Annotated in this window: 12 protein-coding genes and 1 tRNA gene; 11 read left to right on the forward strand and 2 right to left on the reverse strand. The window is 74.6% G+C overall.

The window, feature by feature from the left end:
- The first annotated feature begins 116 nt into the window (after nt 1-116).
- The 11 genes from FKM96_RS14075 to FKM96_RS14125 all read left to right on the forward strand — a co-directional run bounded on the left by FKM96_RS14075 (nt 117) and on the right by FKM96_RS14125 (nt 12,884).
- Nucleotides 117-1,685 carry a Re/Si-specific NAD(P)(+) transhydrogenase subunit alpha gene (locus FKM96_RS14075; RefSeq protein WP_147795772.1) on the forward strand — a complete coding sequence of 523 codons (1,569 nt, stop codon included), beginning with the start codon at nt 117-119 and terminating at the stop codon, nt 1,683-1,685.
- A gap of 1 nt (nt 1,686) precedes the next feature.
- Nucleotides 1,687-3,075, forward strand: a complete 1,389-nt coding sequence (pntB, locus tag FKM96_RS14080) for a Re/Si-specific NAD(P)(+) transhydrogenase subunit beta (RefSeq protein ID WP_147795773.1) — start codon at nt 1,687-1,689, stop codon at nt 3,073-3,075.
- Between the two features lie 98 nt (nt 3,076-3,173).
- Entirely contained in the window at nt 3,174-4,454 is a 1,281-nt protein-coding gene (eno, locus tag FKM96_RS14085) for a phosphopyruvate hydratase (RefSeq protein WP_147795774.1), read from the forward strand.
- 169 nt (nt 4,455-4,623) lie between these two features.
- Nucleotides 4,624-5,610 (forward strand): septum formation initiator family protein, encoded by a 987-nt coding sequence (locus tag FKM96_RS21660; RefSeq protein WP_246854981.1) that lies wholly within the window; start codon nt 4,624-4,626, stop codon nt 5,608-5,610.
- A 56-nt stretch (nt 5,611-5,666) separates the two neighbouring features.
- Complete coding sequence (locus tag FKM96_RS14095) at nt 5,667-6,194, forward strand: DUF501 domain-containing protein (protein WP_371300534.1); 528 nt, start codon at nt 5,667-5,669, stop codon at nt 6,192-6,194.
- 64 nt (nt 6,195-6,258) lie between these two features.
- Entirely contained in the window at nt 6,259-7,230 is a 972-nt protein-coding gene (locus tag FKM96_RS14100) for a Ppx/GppA phosphatase family protein (protein WP_147795775.1), read from the forward strand.
- 519 nt (nt 7,231-7,749) lie between these two features.
- Entirely contained in the window at nt 7,750-8,079 is a 330-nt protein-coding gene (locus tag FKM96_RS14105; RefSeq protein ID WP_147795776.1) for a PadR family transcriptional regulator, read from the forward strand.
- Nucleotides 8,076-9,374 carry a hypothetical protein gene (locus tag FKM96_RS14110; RefSeq protein ID WP_147795777.1) on the forward strand — a complete coding sequence of 433 codons (1,299 nt, stop codon included), beginning with the start codon at nt 8,076-8,078 and terminating at the stop codon, nt 9,372-9,374. Before FKM96_RS14105 ends, FKM96_RS14110 begins: the two co-directional genes overlap by 4 nt.
- A 91-nt stretch (nt 9,375-9,465) precedes the next feature.
- Nucleotides 9,466-10,995, forward strand: coding sequence for an NAD(P)/FAD-dependent oxidoreductase (locus tag FKM96_RS14115; RefSeq protein WP_246854982.1), 1,530 nt, complete (start codon nt 9,466-9,468; stop codon nt 10,993-10,995).
- Between the two features lie 83 nt (nt 10,996-11,078).
- Nucleotides 11,079-11,152 (forward strand) — tRNA-Leu (locus FKM96_RS14120).
- Nucleotides 11,153-11,351: 199 nt separating this feature from the next.
- Nucleotides 11,352-12,884, forward strand: coding sequence for an MDR family MFS transporter (locus FKM96_RS14125; protein WP_147795779.1), 1,533 nt, complete (start codon nt 11,352-11,354; stop codon nt 12,882-12,884).
- 63 nt (nt 12,885-12,947) lie between these two features.
- Here the strand turns inward: FKM96_RS14125 and FKM96_RS14130 are convergent, their stop codons facing one another.
- Nucleotides 12,948-13,598: a TetR/AcrR family transcriptional regulator gene (locus FKM96_RS14130; RefSeq protein WP_246854983.1), complete on the reverse strand. Its 651-nt coding sequence runs from the start codon at nt 13,596-13,598 to the stop codon at nt 12,948-12,950.
- Nucleotides 13,599-13,668: 70 nt separating this feature from the next.
- A complete protein-coding gene (locus FKM96_RS14135; protein WP_246854984.1) occupies nt 13,669-15,723 on the reverse strand; it encodes a beta-galactosidase in 2,055 nt (684 codons plus the stop codon).
- Between the last annotated feature and the right edge of the window lie 80 nt (nt 15,724-15,803).

Consider the following 15,803-nt stretch of genomic DNA (forward strand, 5'->3'; position numbering starts at 1 on the left):
CGGGACTCCGTCGGGCCCCGGGCACCAGGATGGGCGAGGCTGGCGGTGCACCCGCGGCCCGGTGCCCCACGCCCGGCGAGGGCGGGCGCACCGCGACACCGGACGAGGAGGGGTCGATGCGGATCGGCGTCCCGAAGGAGGCCCGGCCGGGCGAGCGGCTCGTGGCCGCCACGCCCGCCACCGTGGGCCGGCTGGCGAAGCTGGGCTACGAGGTGGTCGTCGAGCACGGCGCGGGCGAGGCCGCGAGCTTCCCCGACGCGGCCTACGCGGAGGCCGGCGCGGCCCTCGGCGACGCGGCCGAGGTCTGGGCGAGCGACGTGGTGACCACGGTGAACGCCCCGGCCGACGCGCAGGTCGCCGCCCTGACCCCCGGCGCCACGCTGGTGTCGATGCTCGCGCCCGCCGGCGCCGCCCACCCCGAGCGGGTCGCGGCGCTGGCCGCCCGCGGCGTCACGGCGCTGGCCCTCGACGCCGTGCCGCGCGTGTCCCGTGCTCAGGCGCTCGACGTGCTCAGCACCATGTCGAACGTCGCGGGCTACCGCGCGGTCATCGAGGCCGCCGAGGAGTTCGGCGGCATGTTCACCGGCCAGGTGACGGCCGCCGGCAAGACCCCGCCGGCGACCGTGTTCGTCATCGGCGCGGGCGTGGCCGGGCTCGCGGCGATCGGCGCGGCCGGCAGCCTCGGCGCCCAGGTCCGCGCCTACGACGTCCGGCCCGAGGTCGGCGAGCAGATCGAGTCGATGGGCGCGTCGTTCGTGCAGGCCGCCGCGGCCCAGCAGGAGGTGAGCGCCGACGGCTACGCCCGCGAGCTCACCGCCGAGCAGGAGCGGCTGACCGCCGAGATGTACGCCGCGGAGACCGCCCAGGCCGACATCGTCATCACCACGGCCCTGGTCCGCGGCACCGCGCCGCGCACGATCAGCGCGGAGATGGTCGCCGCGATGCGCCCCGGGTCCGTGATCGTCGACCTGGCCGCGTCGGGCGGCGGCAACTGCGAGCTGACCGTGCCGGGGGAGAAGGTCGTCACCGCGAACGGCGTGACGATCCTCGGCTACACGGACCTCACCAGCCGGATGGCGCGGCACACGTCGCAGCTGTTCGGCACCAACGTCGTCAACCTGCTCACGCTGCTCACCCCGGGCAAGGACGGGGCGCTGGTCCTCGACCTCGACGACCCGGTGCAGCGGGGCATGGCCGTCACGCGGGCGGGGGAGGTGCTGTGGCCGCCGCCCCCCGTGCAGGTGTCGGCGGCGCCGGCGGCAGAACCCGCCCCGGCCGTGGCGCCGGTCGACCCCGCCGAGCAGGCCCGGCTCGCCCGGGAGGCCGCGCGCCGCCGCGGGCAGCGCCAGATGGCCGGCCTGGCCCTCGGCGCCGTGCTGCTCGCCCTGGCGATCACGTTCTCGCCGGCCGCGTTCGCCGGGCACTTCACGGTGTTCGTGCTCGCGGTGTTCGTCGGGTACTACGTCATCTCGAACGTCAGCCACTCGCTGCACACGCCGCTGATGGCCCAGACCAACGCCATCTCCGGGATCATCCTGGTCGGCGCGCTGCTGCAGATCGGCAGCGACAGCTGGGTCGTCTCGGCGCTCGCGTTCGCCGCGGCGGCGGTCGCCGCCATCAACATCTTCGGTGGCTTCCTGGTGGCCTACCGGATGATCGGGATGTTCCGGAAGGAGGAGGCCTGAGATGCTCACCTCCGCAGCCCAGGGCGTGTACCTCGTCGCCGCCGTCCTGTTCGTCCTCAGCCTCGCCGGGCTGTCGAAGCAGGAGACCGCCCGCCGCGGCAACCTGCTCGGCATGGTCGGCATGGCCCTCGCGCTGGTCGCCACCGTCCTGCTCAGCGTCGACGTCTCCGAGCGCAGCCCGCTCGTCACCCTGCTGCTCATCGCGCTGGTGCTCCTCATCGGCATCGCCGTCGGCACCTGGCGGGCCCGCTCCGTCGAGATGACGCAGATGCCCGAGATGATCGCGATGCTGCACTCGTTCGTCGGCGCCGCGGCCGTCCTGGTCGGCGTCAACTCCTACCTGACCGAGACGCACGCCGACGCGGTGCACCTCGTCGAGGTGTTCCTCGGCGTGCTCATCGGCGCCGTGACGTTCACCGGCTCGATCGTCGCCTACCTCAAGCTCTCGGCGAAGATGTCCTCCGCGCCGCTCACGCTGCCCGGCCGCAACTGGCTGAACCTCGGCGCGCTGGTCGCGTCCGCGGGGGCGCTGGGCTGGTTCCTGACGTCGCCGTCGCTGGTGCCGCTGCTGCTCATGACCGTCGTCGCCCTCGCGCTCGGCTGGCACCTCGTGGCCGCGATCGGCGGCGGCGACATGCCCGTCGTCGTCTCGATGCTCAACTCGTACTCCGGCTGGGCCGCGGCGGCCGCGGGCTTCATGCTGGACAACGACCTGCTGATCGTCACCGGCGCCCTCGTCGGCTCCTCCGGCGCGATCCTGTCGTACATCATGTGCCGCGCGATGAACCGGTCGTTCGTCAGCGTGATCCTCGGCGGCTTCGGCACGGAGGGCGGGACCGTCGTCCCGTCGGGCTCGACCGAGGTCGGGGAGCACCGCGAGGTGCAGGCGGCCGAGGTCGCGGCGATGCTCAAGTCCGCGTCGAGCGTCGTCATCACCCCGGGCTACGGCATGGCCGTCGCCAAGGCGCAGTACCCGGTCGCCGACCTGGTGGCCCGGCTCCGCGCCGCGGGCGTCGAGGTCCGGTTCGGCGTGCACCCCGTCGCGGGCCGGCTCCCCGGGCACATGAACGTCCTGCTCGCCGAGGCCAAGGTGCCGTACGACATCGTCCTCGAGATGGACGAGATCAACGACGACCTGGCCTCGACCGACGTCGTGCTCGTCATCGGCGCCAACGACACCGTGAACCCCGCCGCCCTGGAGGACCCGGGCTCGCCGATCGCCGGCATGCCCGTCCTCGAGGTGTGGAAGGCGAAGCAGGTGGTCGTGTTCAAGCGGTCGATGGCCACCGGCTACGCCGGCGTGCAGAACCCGCTGTTCTTCCGGGAGAACACGGCGATGCTGTTCGGCGACGCGAAGGACCAGGTCGAGCGCATCGTCGCCGCGCTCTGACAGGCGTTCACCGTCCGGTTGCCGAAGGTCCCACCGACGCACCGGACGGCGCGCACTAGGCTGAGGTCGCAAACCGACCCGTTTGACGAAGGAGCACCATGGCCAGCATCGAGGCCGTCGGCGCCCGCGAGATCCTCGACTCGCGCGGCAACCCCACTGTCGAGGTCGAGGTCGCGCTCGACGACGGCACCATCGCCCGGGCCGGTGTGCCCTCGGGTGCCTCGACCGGGGCCTTCGAGGCCGTCGAGCGCCGTGACGGCGACAAGTCGCGCTACCTGGGCAAGGGCGTCGAGGACGCGGTCAACGCGGTCATCGACGAGATCGCCCCGGAGCTCATCGGCTTCGAGGCCACCGAGCAGCGCCTGGTCGACCAGGCCCTCATCGAGCTCGACGGCACCCCGAACAAGGGCAAGCTCGGCGCCAACGCGATCCTCGGCGTCTCGCTCGCCGTCGCGAAGGCCGCGGCCGACTCGGCCGACCTGCCGCTGTTCCGCTACGTCGGCGGCCCGAACGCCCACGTGCTGCCCGTCCCGATGATGAACATCCTCAACGGTGGGTCGCACGCCGACTCCAACGTCGACATCCAGGAGTTCATGGTCGCCCCGATCGGCGCGCCGACCTTCCGCGAGGCCCTGCGCACCGGCGCCGAGGTCTACCACTCCCTGAAGTCCGTGCTGAAGAGCAAGGGCCTGTCGACCGGTCTCGGCGACGAGGGCGGCTTCGCGCCGAACCTGGAGTCGAACCGCGCCGCGCTGGACCTGATCCTCGTCGCGATCGAGAAGGCCGGCTTCGTGCCGGGCAAGGACGTCGCGCTGGCCCTGGACGTCGCCGCGACCGAGTTCTTCAAGGACGGCGCGTACCAGTTCGAGGGCAAGGCCCTCGCGCCGGCCGAGATGATCGCGTTCTACGAGCAGCTCGTGGCGGACTACCCGCTGGTCTCCATCGAGGACCCGCTGTCCGAGGACGAGTGGGGCACCTGGTCCGAGCTCGTCACCAAGGTGGGCGACAAGGTGCAGATCGTCGGCGACGACCTGTTCGTCACCAACCCGGAGCGCCTGGCCAAGGGCATCGAGCTCAAGGCCGCGAACTCCCTGCTGGTCAAGCTGAACCAGATCGGCACCCTGACCGAGACGCTGGACGCCGTCACCCTGGCCCAGCGCAACGGCTTCACCACGATGACCTCGCACCGCTCCGGCGAGACCGAGGACGTCACGATCGCCGACCTGTCCGTCGCGACCAACGCCGGCCAGATCAAGACCGGTGCCCCGGCCCGTGGCGAGCGCATCAACAAGTACAACCAGCTGCTCCGTATCGAGGAGGAGCTGGACGACGCCGGCCGCTACGCCGGCCTGTCGGCCTTCCCCCGCTGGAAGGCCTGAGCCCTCAGGCTCTCGACCGGAGGCCGGTGACCCCGCACGGGGTCGCCGGCCTCCGGCGCGTCCGGGGTGTGCCCGGCGCCGCCCGCGGCTTGTGCGGATCGTGTGCGTGCGCGGACACGGCCGGGCCGCCTGCGGGGTCGCGGGCGCGGCGCGGGGCACAATCGGGACCATGCCCGCCCCTCGTCGTCCCGCCGCGCCCCGCACCGGCGCCGACGACGACGCGACCCGCGGCGGCGACCGGCGCGGCTCGGCTCCGCGCACGCCCGCGCCGCGCACCCCGGCACCCCGGCAGCCCGCGCCGCGCGACCCCGCGCCGCGCACGGCGAGCGTGCCGCGCTCGCCCGCGCCGGCGCCGCGCTCGGGCGGCGCCCCCGCGACCCGATCGGGTTCGACCCCGGCGACCCGGCCGTCCGCGGGCCAGGCCCCTGCCGCGCGCACGCCCGCGACCCCGCGCACCGGCGCCCCGCAGCAGTCGGTCCCGCGCCCCGCCACCCCCCGCCCCAGCACCTCGCGCGCCCGGTCCGCCCCGCCGCGCCCGGCGGCCGGCCGGCCCAGCAGCTCCCGGCCGGGCGGCCGCGGCGGCTCGGGCGGCGACCGCCGCGGGGCGCGCGCCGAGACCGTGCAGCAGCGGCTGCCGCGGCTGTTCACCGTGCGGGCGCTGGTGATGTTCGTGGTGCTGTCGATCGCGTTCGTCCTGGTCTTCCCGACGCTGCGGCAGTACCTCGACCAGCAGGTCCGGCTCGAGCAGCTGCGCGCCGAGGTGGCCGCCGCCGAGCAGGACAACGAGGACCTGCAGGCCGAGCTCGACCGGTGGTCCGACCCCGCCTACGTCGAGGCGCAGGCCCGCGAGCGGCTCGCGTTCGTCATGCCGGGGGAGCGGGCGCTGCGCGTCGCCGACCCGGAGGTCGTGCCCGACGACACCGCGACCGACCCGGCCGCGACCACCCCGGGGACCGTCGAGTCCGACGACCCGACGCGCCCCTGGTACGCCCAGCTGTGGGACTCCGTGCAGGTGGCGGGGGCCGCGGGCACGGGCTCGACCGGCACCGGGACCGACGGGTCCGCGGGCACCGGCACGACGGGGGACAATGGGACCGCGCCGGACGGCACCGGGACCGAGGGGTCCGACGGGGAGCCGACGGCGCCGACCCCCTGACGCCGACCGCCCGAGGACCGCTCGTGACCGACCTGCCCACCACCCCGGCGCCCGCGCTGCCCGACCCGGCCGAGGTGCCGCGCGCCCGGCACGACACCCCCGAGGTGACCGAGGCGGACCTCGTCGTGCTCCGCGAGCAGCTCGGCCGGCCCGCGCGCGGCGTCGTCGGCGTCGCCGCCCGGTGCGCCTGCGGTCGGCCGCTCGTCGTCCGCACCGCGCCGCGGCTCGACGACGGCACGCCGTTCCCGACCACGTACTACCTGACGTGCCCGCCCGCCGTCGGCGCGGTCAGCACCCTCGAGGCCACCGGCCTGATGAAGGAGCTCACCGCCCGCGTGCAGTCCGAGCCGGAGCTCGCGGCGGCGTACCAGCGCGCGCACGAGGCGTACCTCGCCGACCGCGCCGAGCTCGGTGACGTGCCGGAGATCGCGGGCATCTCGGCCGGCGGCATGCCGACCCGGGTGAAGTGCCTGCACGTCGTCGTCGGGCACGCGCTCGCCGCCGGTCCGGGCGTCAACCCGGTCGGGGACGACGTGCTGCTGCGGCTGCGCGACGTGTGGCGCCCGGACCGCTGCACCTGCTGACGCCCGCCGGCCGGGCCCGCCGCCGCGGCGCGCGGCCCGCGCCCGGGATGGGATGATCTGTCGCGTGACGCGTGTGGCTGCCATCGACTGCGGGACCAACTCCATCCGGCTCCTGGTGGCCGACGTCGACGCGGAGGCGGGGACCCTCACGGACCTCGACCGTCGCATGGAGGTCGTCCGGCTCGGCCAGGGCGTCGACCGCACCGGCCGCATCGCCCCCGAGGCCATGGCCCGCACCCTGGGCGCCACCCGCCGGTACGCGGACGTCTGCCGCGACCTCGGCGTCGAGGCCGTCCGGTTCGTGGCCACCAGCGCGTCCCGGGACGCCGAGAACCGGGACGAGTTCGTCGCGGGCGTCCGCGAGGCCCTGGGCGTCGAGCCCGAGGTCATCGGCGGCGTCGAGGAGGCCGCGCTGTCGTTCCGCGGTGCGACCGGGGTGCTCGGCGCGACCCACGACGGCCCGTTCCTCGTCGTCGACCTGGGCGGCGGCTCGACCGAGGTCGTGCTGGGCGAGCGGGAGCCCGAGGCCGCGTACTCGATGGACGTCGGCTGCGTGCGGATCACCGAGCGGCACCTGCTGGCCGACCCGCCGACCGCCGAGCAGGTCGCCGCCGCCGAGGCCGACGTGCGCGCCGCGCTCGACGTCGCCGCCCAGCACGTCCCGCTGGGTCGGACCGCCACCCTCGTGGGCCTGGCGGGCTCGGTGACGACGATCACCGCGCACGCGCTGCGGCTGCCCGCCTACGACCGGGACGCCATCGACGGCGCCGTCCTCGCGGTCGACGACGTGGTCGCCGCCTGCGACGACCTGCTCGCCCGCGACCACGACGCCCGGTCGTCGCTGGGCTTCATGCACCCGGGCCGGGTCGACGTCATCGGTGCCGGCGCGCTGGTGTGGCGGGCGGTCGTCGAGCGCGTGCGGTCCGAGGTCGAGGCGTCGGGTGGCACGCTGACGGAGGTCGTCACCTCGGAGCACGACATCCTCGACGGCATCGCCTGGAGCGTCGCCGAGCGCACGCGCGCCACCCGCGCCTGACCCGCGCGCGCCCGCGCGCCCCCGCGCGCCCGCGCCGAGGTCGGTGCTTCGCGCCGAGGTCGGTGCTTACAAGCACCGACCTCGCGCCGAACCACCGACCTCGGCGGCGTGCGGCGTCACGGCTCCCGCTCTCCTGCGCCGAGATAGGACCGTCGCGCCGAGATAGGGCCGTGCAAGGTCCTACCTCGGCGGGGAGGTCCTATCTCGGCGAGCGGGCGGGCGAGCGAGCGGGCCGGGCGGGCGAGCGGGCCGGGCGGGCGAGCGGGCCGGGCGGGCGAGCGGGCCGGGCGGGCCGGGCGGGCGAGCGGGTCGGCGGGCCCGGCGACACGCCCGCGGGTCCGGTAGCGAACTTCGCCCGGTACTGCGCAATCTGTACTACCGTGGCTCCTGCGGGAGCCGAGGAGGGTCGGCTCCCGCACCAGACAGCGGGTGCCGCGGCCGACAGGGGGCCGACCGCGGCGCCCGCCCCGCACCTGCGGTGCGCCGGGACACCCGGCGTCCGCGCCAGGGAGGCCCCGGGTGGACACGACCCAGCTGCTCAAAGGAGTGCTCGACGTGGCGGTGCTCGCCGTCGTCGCCGAGGAGGACGGGTACGGCTACGACGTCGTCCGGCGGCTGCGTGCCGCGGGGCTGGCCGAGGTCGGCGACGCGTCCGTGTACGGCACGCTCCGCCGGCTGTACTCCCAGGGTGCGCTGACGTCCTACGTGGTGCCCAGCGACGAGGGCCCGCACCGCAAGTACTACGGGATCAACGCGCAGGGCCGGGCGATGCTCGCCGCCCAGCGCAAGGACTGGCGCGAGTTCGCGGGGACCATGACCCGCCTGCTCGACGGGGAGGTGGCGGCGTGAGCGGGACCCAGGCCGAGGCGGGCCGCGCGGCCGCGCCCGCGACGGTGGCGGAGTACGCCGCGCGGGTGCGGCAGCACCTGGCGGGGATGCCGGCCGAGCAGGTGGACGACCTGACCGACGGGCTCGAGGCGGACCTCGCGGACGCGCTGGCGGACGAGGTCGCGCCAGTCGGGGCCCACGGCGACCTCATCGCGCTGTTCGGGCCGCCGGCCGACTACGCCCGCGAGCTGCGCGTCGCCGCGGGGCTGCCCGAGCCCGAGCCGGTGCCTGCGCGCCGGGGGCTCCGGGCGCGGGTCCGCGGGATGCGCGCGGACGTCCGGAGCACCGCGCTGCGCGCCACCGCCGGGATGCGCCGGCAGCCGTGGTGGCCGGGGCTCCGCGACTTCGGGCTCGCGGTCCGCCCGCTGTGGTGGGTGCTGCGCGCCTGGGTGGTCTACCAGCTGCTGCTCCAGCTGGCGGGCGGTCGGTACGCGTACGGCGGCGGCAAGGGCGGCTGGGTCCCGGCCGACCTGCCGACCTGGGTGCTGCTGACCGGGCTCGTCGTGGTGAGCGTGCAGTGGGGCCGCGGGCTGTGGCTGCCGCGGTCCGGCCGGTGGCTGCCCGCCGCGACCGGGGCGCTCGCCGTGGTGCTCCTGATCCCGGCCGTGATCTGGGCGGGGAACGGGGCCGTGCGCTGGCAGACCGGGTACGACACCGCGTACGTGGAGCAGCCGTCCGACGGCATCCCGCGCGAGGACGGCGTGTGGGTCGACGGGATGCAGGTGAGCAACCTGTTCGTCTACGACGCGGACGGCAACCCGCTCTCCGACGTCCAGGTGTACGACGACCGCGGCCGCCCGGTGCGCACGACGACGGACGAAGGCTGGTCGACCTGGTCGCTGCCGGGCGTGACCGAGGACTGGAACTTCCTGCCGGCCACGGACGAGGACGGCCGCACGCGGTGGAACGTCTACCCGCTGCTCGGGGCGCCGAACGCCGACTTCGAGTGGGACCGCCTCGGCATCGACGAGTCCGCGCAGGACCCGGTCGACGTCCTCACCGCGGAGCCGCGCGTCCCGCCGCGCCCGTTCGCCAAGGCGCCCTCCGTCGTCGACCGCCGCGCGGCGGAGGAGCCCGCGACCGGGCCGTCCGCGGGGCCGTCGGCAGGACCGTCCGGGGAGCCCTCGGCCGCCCCGTCGGCCGACCCCGCCGCCGCCGAGACCGCCGCCACCGCCGCGCAGTCCAGCACCCGGGACGGAGGTCCCGGCGCCGGCGGTGTCGCGGCCCAGGAGAACGCCGCCACGACCGCCCCCTGACCGGCGGCGGCGCCGGAATCCGGGACCTTGTGCCCAGAATCACGTGGTCCCGGTTCGCCTCGGGGAAGTCATGGGACGTACCGTTGGACCTATGTCTGAGTCCACCGCCACGACCCTGGCGCCGCAGTCCGGGACCCCGTCCCGCAAGGTGCCGCGCATCGTCATCCTCGGCGGCGGGTCCGTGGGGCTGTACTCGGCCCGCCGGCTCCGTCGTCGCCTGGGCAACCGGGAGGCCGCGATCGTCGTGGTCGACCCGCGCCCGTACATGACCTACGCCCCGTTCCTGCCCGAGGCCGCCGCCGGCTCGATCGACGCGCGCTACGTCGTCGCGCCGCACCGCCGCGCGCTCAAGGGCATCGACGCGCTGCAGGGCAAGGTCTCCGAGATCAAGCACGCCGAGCGCAAGGTCCAGATCACGCCCGAGGAGGGCGACCCGTACTGGATCACCTACGACCACCTGATCGTGGGCCTCGGCTCGGTCGCCCGCACGCTGCCCATCCCGGGCCTCGCGGAGCAGGCGATCGGCTTCAAGAACGTCGAGGAGGCCATCGCCGTCCGCAACCACGTCCTGGGCCGGATCGACCGCGCGTCGTCCACCTGGGACCCGGAGCTGCGCCGCCGGATGCTGACCTTCACCTTCGTCGGCGGCGGGTTCGCCGGCGTCGAGGCGATCGCCGAGGTCGAGGACATGGCCCGCGACGCGGTCAAGCACTACCCGTCGCTGAGCGCCGACGACCTGCGCTTCGTGCTGGTCGAGGGCTCGCGCCGCATCCTCCCGGAGGTCTCCGAGGAGCTCGGCGGCTACACCCTCGAGCAGCTGCGCAAGCGCGGCATCGAGGTGTACCTCTCCACGTTCCTCAACTCCTGCGTCGACGGCCACGTGGTCCTCTCGGACAAGACCGAGTTCGACTCCGAGACCATCGTCTGGACCGCGGGCGTCAAGGCCAACCCGGTCCTGCAGAACTCGGACCTGCCGCTCGACAAGATGGGCCGCGTCACCACGCTCGCGACCCTGCAGATCGCCGACGCCGACGGCCGCGTCGTCCCGGACGCCTACGCGGCCGGCGACTGCGCCGCGGTGCCGGACCTGTACAACCCGGGCTCGTTCTGCCCGCCGAACGCCCAGCACGCGATCCGCGAGGCGACGCACCTGGCGGACAACCTGGCCCGCGTGCTGCGCAGCGCCGAGCCGACCGACTACAAGCACAAGAACATCGGTGCGGTCGCGTCCCTCGGCATGTACAAGGGCGTCGCCCAGTTCCTGGGCAAGATCAAGGTCCGCGGCTTCTTCGCCTGGGTGCTGCACCGCTCGTACCACGTGATGGCGATGCCGACGCTGAACCGCAAGATCGCGATCATGTCCGGCTGGACCGCGAACCTGCTGTGGCGCCGCGAGACGGTGGCCCTCGGCTCGATCCACGACCCGCGCGCCGAGTTCCGCGCCGCGTCCGTGCCGCCGAAGCCGAAGCCCGAGGCCGCGCCCGTCGCCGCCCCGGCCAAGGACGAGGACCACGCCGCGGTCCCCGGCGCCGAGGTGAAGCCCTCGGGTGCCGGCAAGGCCGACGACACCTCGCCCGCCGACGGCTCGCCCGCCGAGGTCAAGCCGACCGCCAAGGCCTGACGCGCGCCGCACGGCCCGCAGCACCGGAGCCCGTCCACCCCGCGAGGGTGGGCGGGCTCCGTCGTGCTGGCAGGATGGGCGCGGCCCCCGTAGCCCAACCGGCAGAGGCAGCCGGCTTAAACCCGGCCCAGTGCGGGTTCGAACCCCGCCGGGGGCACCCTCGCGGTCCGCCGGTCACCCAGCGGCCCGCGGCGGGCGTCGGCGGAAAACCCGGCGACACCGCGCCGCCGCCTCGGGAATCATCCGGAGCGTCTGGGACGTTGGTCCCGACGTGCGCCTCCCTCGGGCGTCCGCCGGCCCCGCCGCGGACCCGCTCGCGCGCACCTCACCGCCGACTCCACCCGCGAGGGAGACCTATGACCACGCACGACGACACCGCCCTGCGCGACCGCGCGCCGGGCGACGGCGCCGGGCCGGCCGCCACGACCGCCGCGCCGGCCCCCGCCGCCCCCGCGCCCGTCCGGCTCGCCCCCGGCGACCGCACCCTCATCGGCCTGCTGCTCGTCGCCGGCTTCACCGTGATCCTCAACGAGACCGCCATGGGCGTGGCCCTGCCGGTGCTCATGCAGGAGATGGGCGTCACCGCCGCGACCGGCCAGTGGCTCACCACCGGCTTCATGCTCACGATGGCCGTCGTCATCCCGGCGACCGGCTGGATCATGAGCCGGTTCCGGCTGCGCCCGATCTTCATCACCGCGATGTCGCTGTTCGTCGCGGGCACCGCGCTCGCCGCGGCCGCGCCCGGGTTCGGCGTGCTGCTCGCCGGCCGCGTCGTGCAGGCGAGCGGCACCGCGGTGATGCTCCCGCTGCTCATGACGACCGCGCTCACCCTGGTCCCACCGAGCATCCGCGGGCGCACCATGGGCACCATCTCGATCGTCATCTCGGTGGCCCCGGCGATCGGCCCGACGATCTCCGGCCTCGTGCTGTCCCAGCTGTCCTGGCGGTGGATCTTCCTCGTCATGCTGCCGATCGCCGGGATCGCCCTCGCGCTCGGCGCGTGGAAGGTCCGGGACGTCACCGAGCCGTCCGACCACCGCCTCGACGTGCTGTCGCTGCTGATGTCGGCCGTCGGCTTCGGCGCGCTGATCTTCGGCCTGTCCAGCATCGGCGAGGCCGCCGGCGGGCACACGGTCGTCGCGCCGTGGATCCCGATCGCGGTCGGCGTGCTCGCGCTCGCCGCGTTCGCGCTGCGCCAGATCCGGCTGCAGGGCACCCACGACGGCCCCCTGATGGACCTGCGGGTGTTCACCCGGCGCTCGTACACCGTGTCCGCGCTGGTGCTGATCGTCGGCTTCATGGCGATGTTCGGCGCCCTGATCGTGCTGCCGATCTTCCTGCAGGACGTCCTGGCGCTGGGGACGCTGGAGACCGGCCTGCTGCTGCTCCCCGGCGGCCTCGTGATGGGCGCGCTGTCCCCGTTGGTCGGCCGGCTGTTCGACCGGTTCGGGCCGCGCCCGCTGGTGACGCCGGGCGTGCTCGCGCTGAGCGTCGCCCTGTGGCTGCTGTCCACCCTGCACCCGGGCACCCCGGCGGGGGCGGTCGTGGCGGTGCACACGCTGCTCAGCGTCGGCCTGGCGTTCATGATCACGCCGCTGTTCACGTCGGCGCTCGGCTCGCTGCCGCGCGACCTGTACGGGCACGGCAGCGCGATCGTGAACACCCTGCAGCAGCTCGCCGGCGCCGCGGGCACCGCCCTGTTCATCACGGTGCTGTCCACGACGACGGCCGCGCGGCTGGAAGCGGGCGCCGACGTGCTCACCGCCACCGCCGCGGGCGTGCGCGGGGCGTTCCTGTGGGGCGGCGTCGTCGCGCTGGTCGCGCTCGTCGCCTCGCTGCTGGTCCGGCGGCCGCCCGCCGACGCCGAGGCGCCGGTCGCGATGCACTGAGCGTCGCGCCGCCACCACGACGGCCCGGGTCCCCGCGCGGGGACCCGGGCCGTCGTCGTCCTGCTAGCGGTACCCGTCCCAGACGGGCGACGGGTAGAGGACGCGCTCGAACTTCGCCCACTCGGTCCCCAGGTCGACCGCCGGGCGGCGGAACGACCGGATCTGCAGCCCGTCCATCGCCTCGATCGTCATCTCGACCAGGTCGCGCAGGCCGTCGAACGGGCCGACCTCGGGCGGCAGGCGCCACGAGAAGCCGCGGTAGAACCCCCAGACCTGGTCGGGCCGGTCGAGGAAGTACGGGTGCGCGGGGTGCTCCGGCGACGACGCCTCGACCCCGAGGACGGTGTACAGCCGCAGCAGCTCCGGGCGCGCCGCGTTGAACGAGACGAGGAACCGGAAGTAGCCCGGCATCGAGATCCCGTCCGGGTGCGTGGCGGCCGGGTCGCCGGTCGCCACGTAGTCGTCGGGCGTCCCGCGCCGGTCGTACAGCTGCGAGACGACCAGCTCCAGCAGGCCCTCCTTGGAGCCCACGTGGTGCAGCAGGCCCGCCTGGGTGAGCCCGACCTCCTGCGCCACGTCGGCGAGCGCCATGCCGGTGAACCCGTGGCGCGCGATCAGGCGCGTGGCCGCGTCCAGGATCTGCGCCTGGCGCTGCTCGGGGGTCAGGCGGACCCGGCGGCGCACCGCCGGCGGGTCCTGCTGCTGCGTCGTCACGTCTCCTGCTTCCGTCCGGGCCGTCCTCGCGCACGACCCTAGCCGTGCGCGAGGACCGCCCTGTCCCCGGTCAGGACTCCAGGACCACCAGGTCCCAGGCCCCGATGACCAGCTCCTCGCCCGCGGCGACCGCCGCGCCGTCCGCCAGCACCGAGCGGCCGGCCACCGGCGCCGCGACCGTCACCGGGTCCGCGGAGTAGTTGAGCAGGTAGGTGACCGCGTTCCCCGCGGCGTTCGTGCCGCGGCGCACCGACACCGTGCCGGCCAGGTCCTGCGCCCAGTCCGCGATCCCCGCGTCCCGGACCGCCAGCGTGAGCGCGGCGCGGAGCAGCTCCGGCGAGGTCATGGTGCCCAGGTGCAGGGACGACCCGTCGCCGACCCGGTTCCGGGTGATCGCGGCGTACGGGCCCCACGCCGGGTGGTCGTACGACGCCAGCACCTCGGCGCCCCGCGGGTTCAGCAGCTCGAGGAACGCCTGCGCCCCGGCCGCCGCCCCCTCGGTCGCGCCCGGCACCGCGGCGAGGTCGCCGTGCAGCGCCAGGCCGACGCCGTCGCCCGGCACCGTGTACTGGTTGTACGTCACGCCCGTGACCTCGGTGAGCCCGTGCGGCGCGGTGTCGTGCCACACCTGCACGTACTCGTCCGCGACGGCGGTGCGGAACGTCGTCACCAGGTGGCCGCCGCCGCGCACGTACGCGTCCAGCCGGTCGACCGTCGCCTGCGGGGCCGCGTAGAGCACCGGCGCCACCAGGAGGTCGTACCGGGCGAGGTCCTCGTCGTCGACCGACACGAAGTCGACCTCGACGTTCAGGTCGAACAGCGCGTCGTACACCCAGCGCAGCACGTCGTTGTAGCCGATCGACGAGCCGAACACGCCGTCGATGAACCCGACCTCGATCGTGAACCACTTCAGCGCGGTCAGCGCCTCGTTGCTCACCATGATCGCCGCGCGGTTGTGCTTGCGCAGGTGGATCAGCGACGAGCCGACCCGCTGCGCCTCGCGGCCGAAGACGCCGGCCTCCTCGTACGTCGGGTTGGGCTGCAGGTCGTGCGACAGCAGACCGCGCCAGTAGGTCTCGAAGGAGTGGTGGATCGAGTGCCAGTGCCAGTACATGAGGCCGTCGGCCCCGCTGGCCAGGTGGCTGTACGCCTGCAGCCGCAGCTGGCCGGGGTAGGGGAGCCAGCCGAGCTGGCCCTGCGCCTGCGTCTCCAGCACCAGGTAGTTCGCGCCGCCCTTGATCGAGCGGGTCATGTCGCCGCCGAACGCGATCTCCTTGCCCGTGAGCCGGGACTGGGTCGGGTGGTAGATGTCCACGCCCGCGATGTCGACCGTCGGCGCCGCCCTGAAGTGGTCGACGGCCGGCTGCAGGCCGTACGACCAGCCCGGGGTCCAGTCGAAGTCGAAGTTCTGCGTGACCCACTGGTCCGCGCGGGCGTACTCGCGCACGATCCCGGCCTGCCAGCCGAGGAACTCCTCGACCAGGCGGCGGCGGAACTTGTCGAACTCGGCGCCCAGCGAGCCGTTGATCGTGCCGCGGACGTCCGGGAAGTCCTCCCAGGCGTCCACCCGGTTCGACCAGTAGTCCAGGCCGAACGCCGCGTTGAGCGCGTCCAGGTCGCCCCCGAACTCCTCGCGGAGGTACTTCACGAACCGGCGCTGCACCGCGGGGCCGGCGGTCTCGTGGTACTTGGTCTCGTTGTCGATCTGGAACCCGATGACGCCGGGGCGGTGCGCGGTGCGCTCCAGGAGCCGCCGGATGACCCGCTCCGCGTGGAACAGGTACGTCGGGTTCGTGATGTCCATGATCTGCCGCGCGCCGTACCGGCCCTCGCCGGCCCGCGTGGTCGCGAGCACGTCCGGGTGCGACTGCACCAGCCACGCCGGCACCGCGTACGTCGGGGTCCCGACGATCACGTGGATGCCCGCCGCCTCGAACGCGTCCAGCGCGCGGTCGACGTGCGTGAAGTCGAAGACGCCGGGCTGCGGCTCGAGCGTGCTCCACGTCGACTCGGCGATGCGGACGACCGTGATCCCGGCCGCCTTCATCATCTCGACGTCCGTCTCGATCCGGTCCGTCGGCATGTACTCGTCGTAGTACGCCGCACCGAACAGGAGCTCGTCCACCGGTTCACCCTTCGTCGCGCGAAGCCGGGCGCCTGCGCGCGGCGCGGGTCCGGCCGGTCCGCCGTCGGACCGGTCGCCAC

This window comes from Cellulomonas sp. Y8 (genome assembly GCF_008033115.1).
Lineage (GTDB): Bacteria > Actinomycetota > Actinomycetes > Actinomycetales > Cellulomonadaceae > Cellulomonas.

Bases quoted from the DNA above. Each gene is read 5' to 3' on its own strand.
- FKM96_RS14075 (WP_147795772.1), top strand. From the start codon at position 117: ATGCGGATCGGCGTCCCGAAGGAGGCCCGGCCGGGCGAGCGGCTCGTG.
- pntB (WP_147795773.1), top strand. From the start codon at position 1,687: ATGCTCACCTCCGCAGCCCAGGGCGTGTACCTCGTCGCCGCCGTCCTG.
- eno (WP_147795774.1), top strand. From the start codon at position 3,174: ATGGCCAGCATCGAGGCCGTCGGCGCCCGCGAGATCCTCGACTCGCGC.
- FKM96_RS21660 (WP_246854981.1), top strand. From the start codon at position 4,624: ATGCCCGCCCCTCGTCGTCCCGCCGCGCCCCGCACCGGCGCCGACGAC.
- FKM96_RS14115 (WP_246854982.1), top strand. From the start codon at position 9,466: ATGTCTGAGTCCACCGCCACGACCCTGGCGCCGCAGTCCGGGACCCCG.
- FKM96_RS14125 (WP_147795779.1), top strand. From the start codon at position 11,352: ATGACCACGCACGACGACACCGCCCTGCGCGACCGCGCGCCGGGCGAC.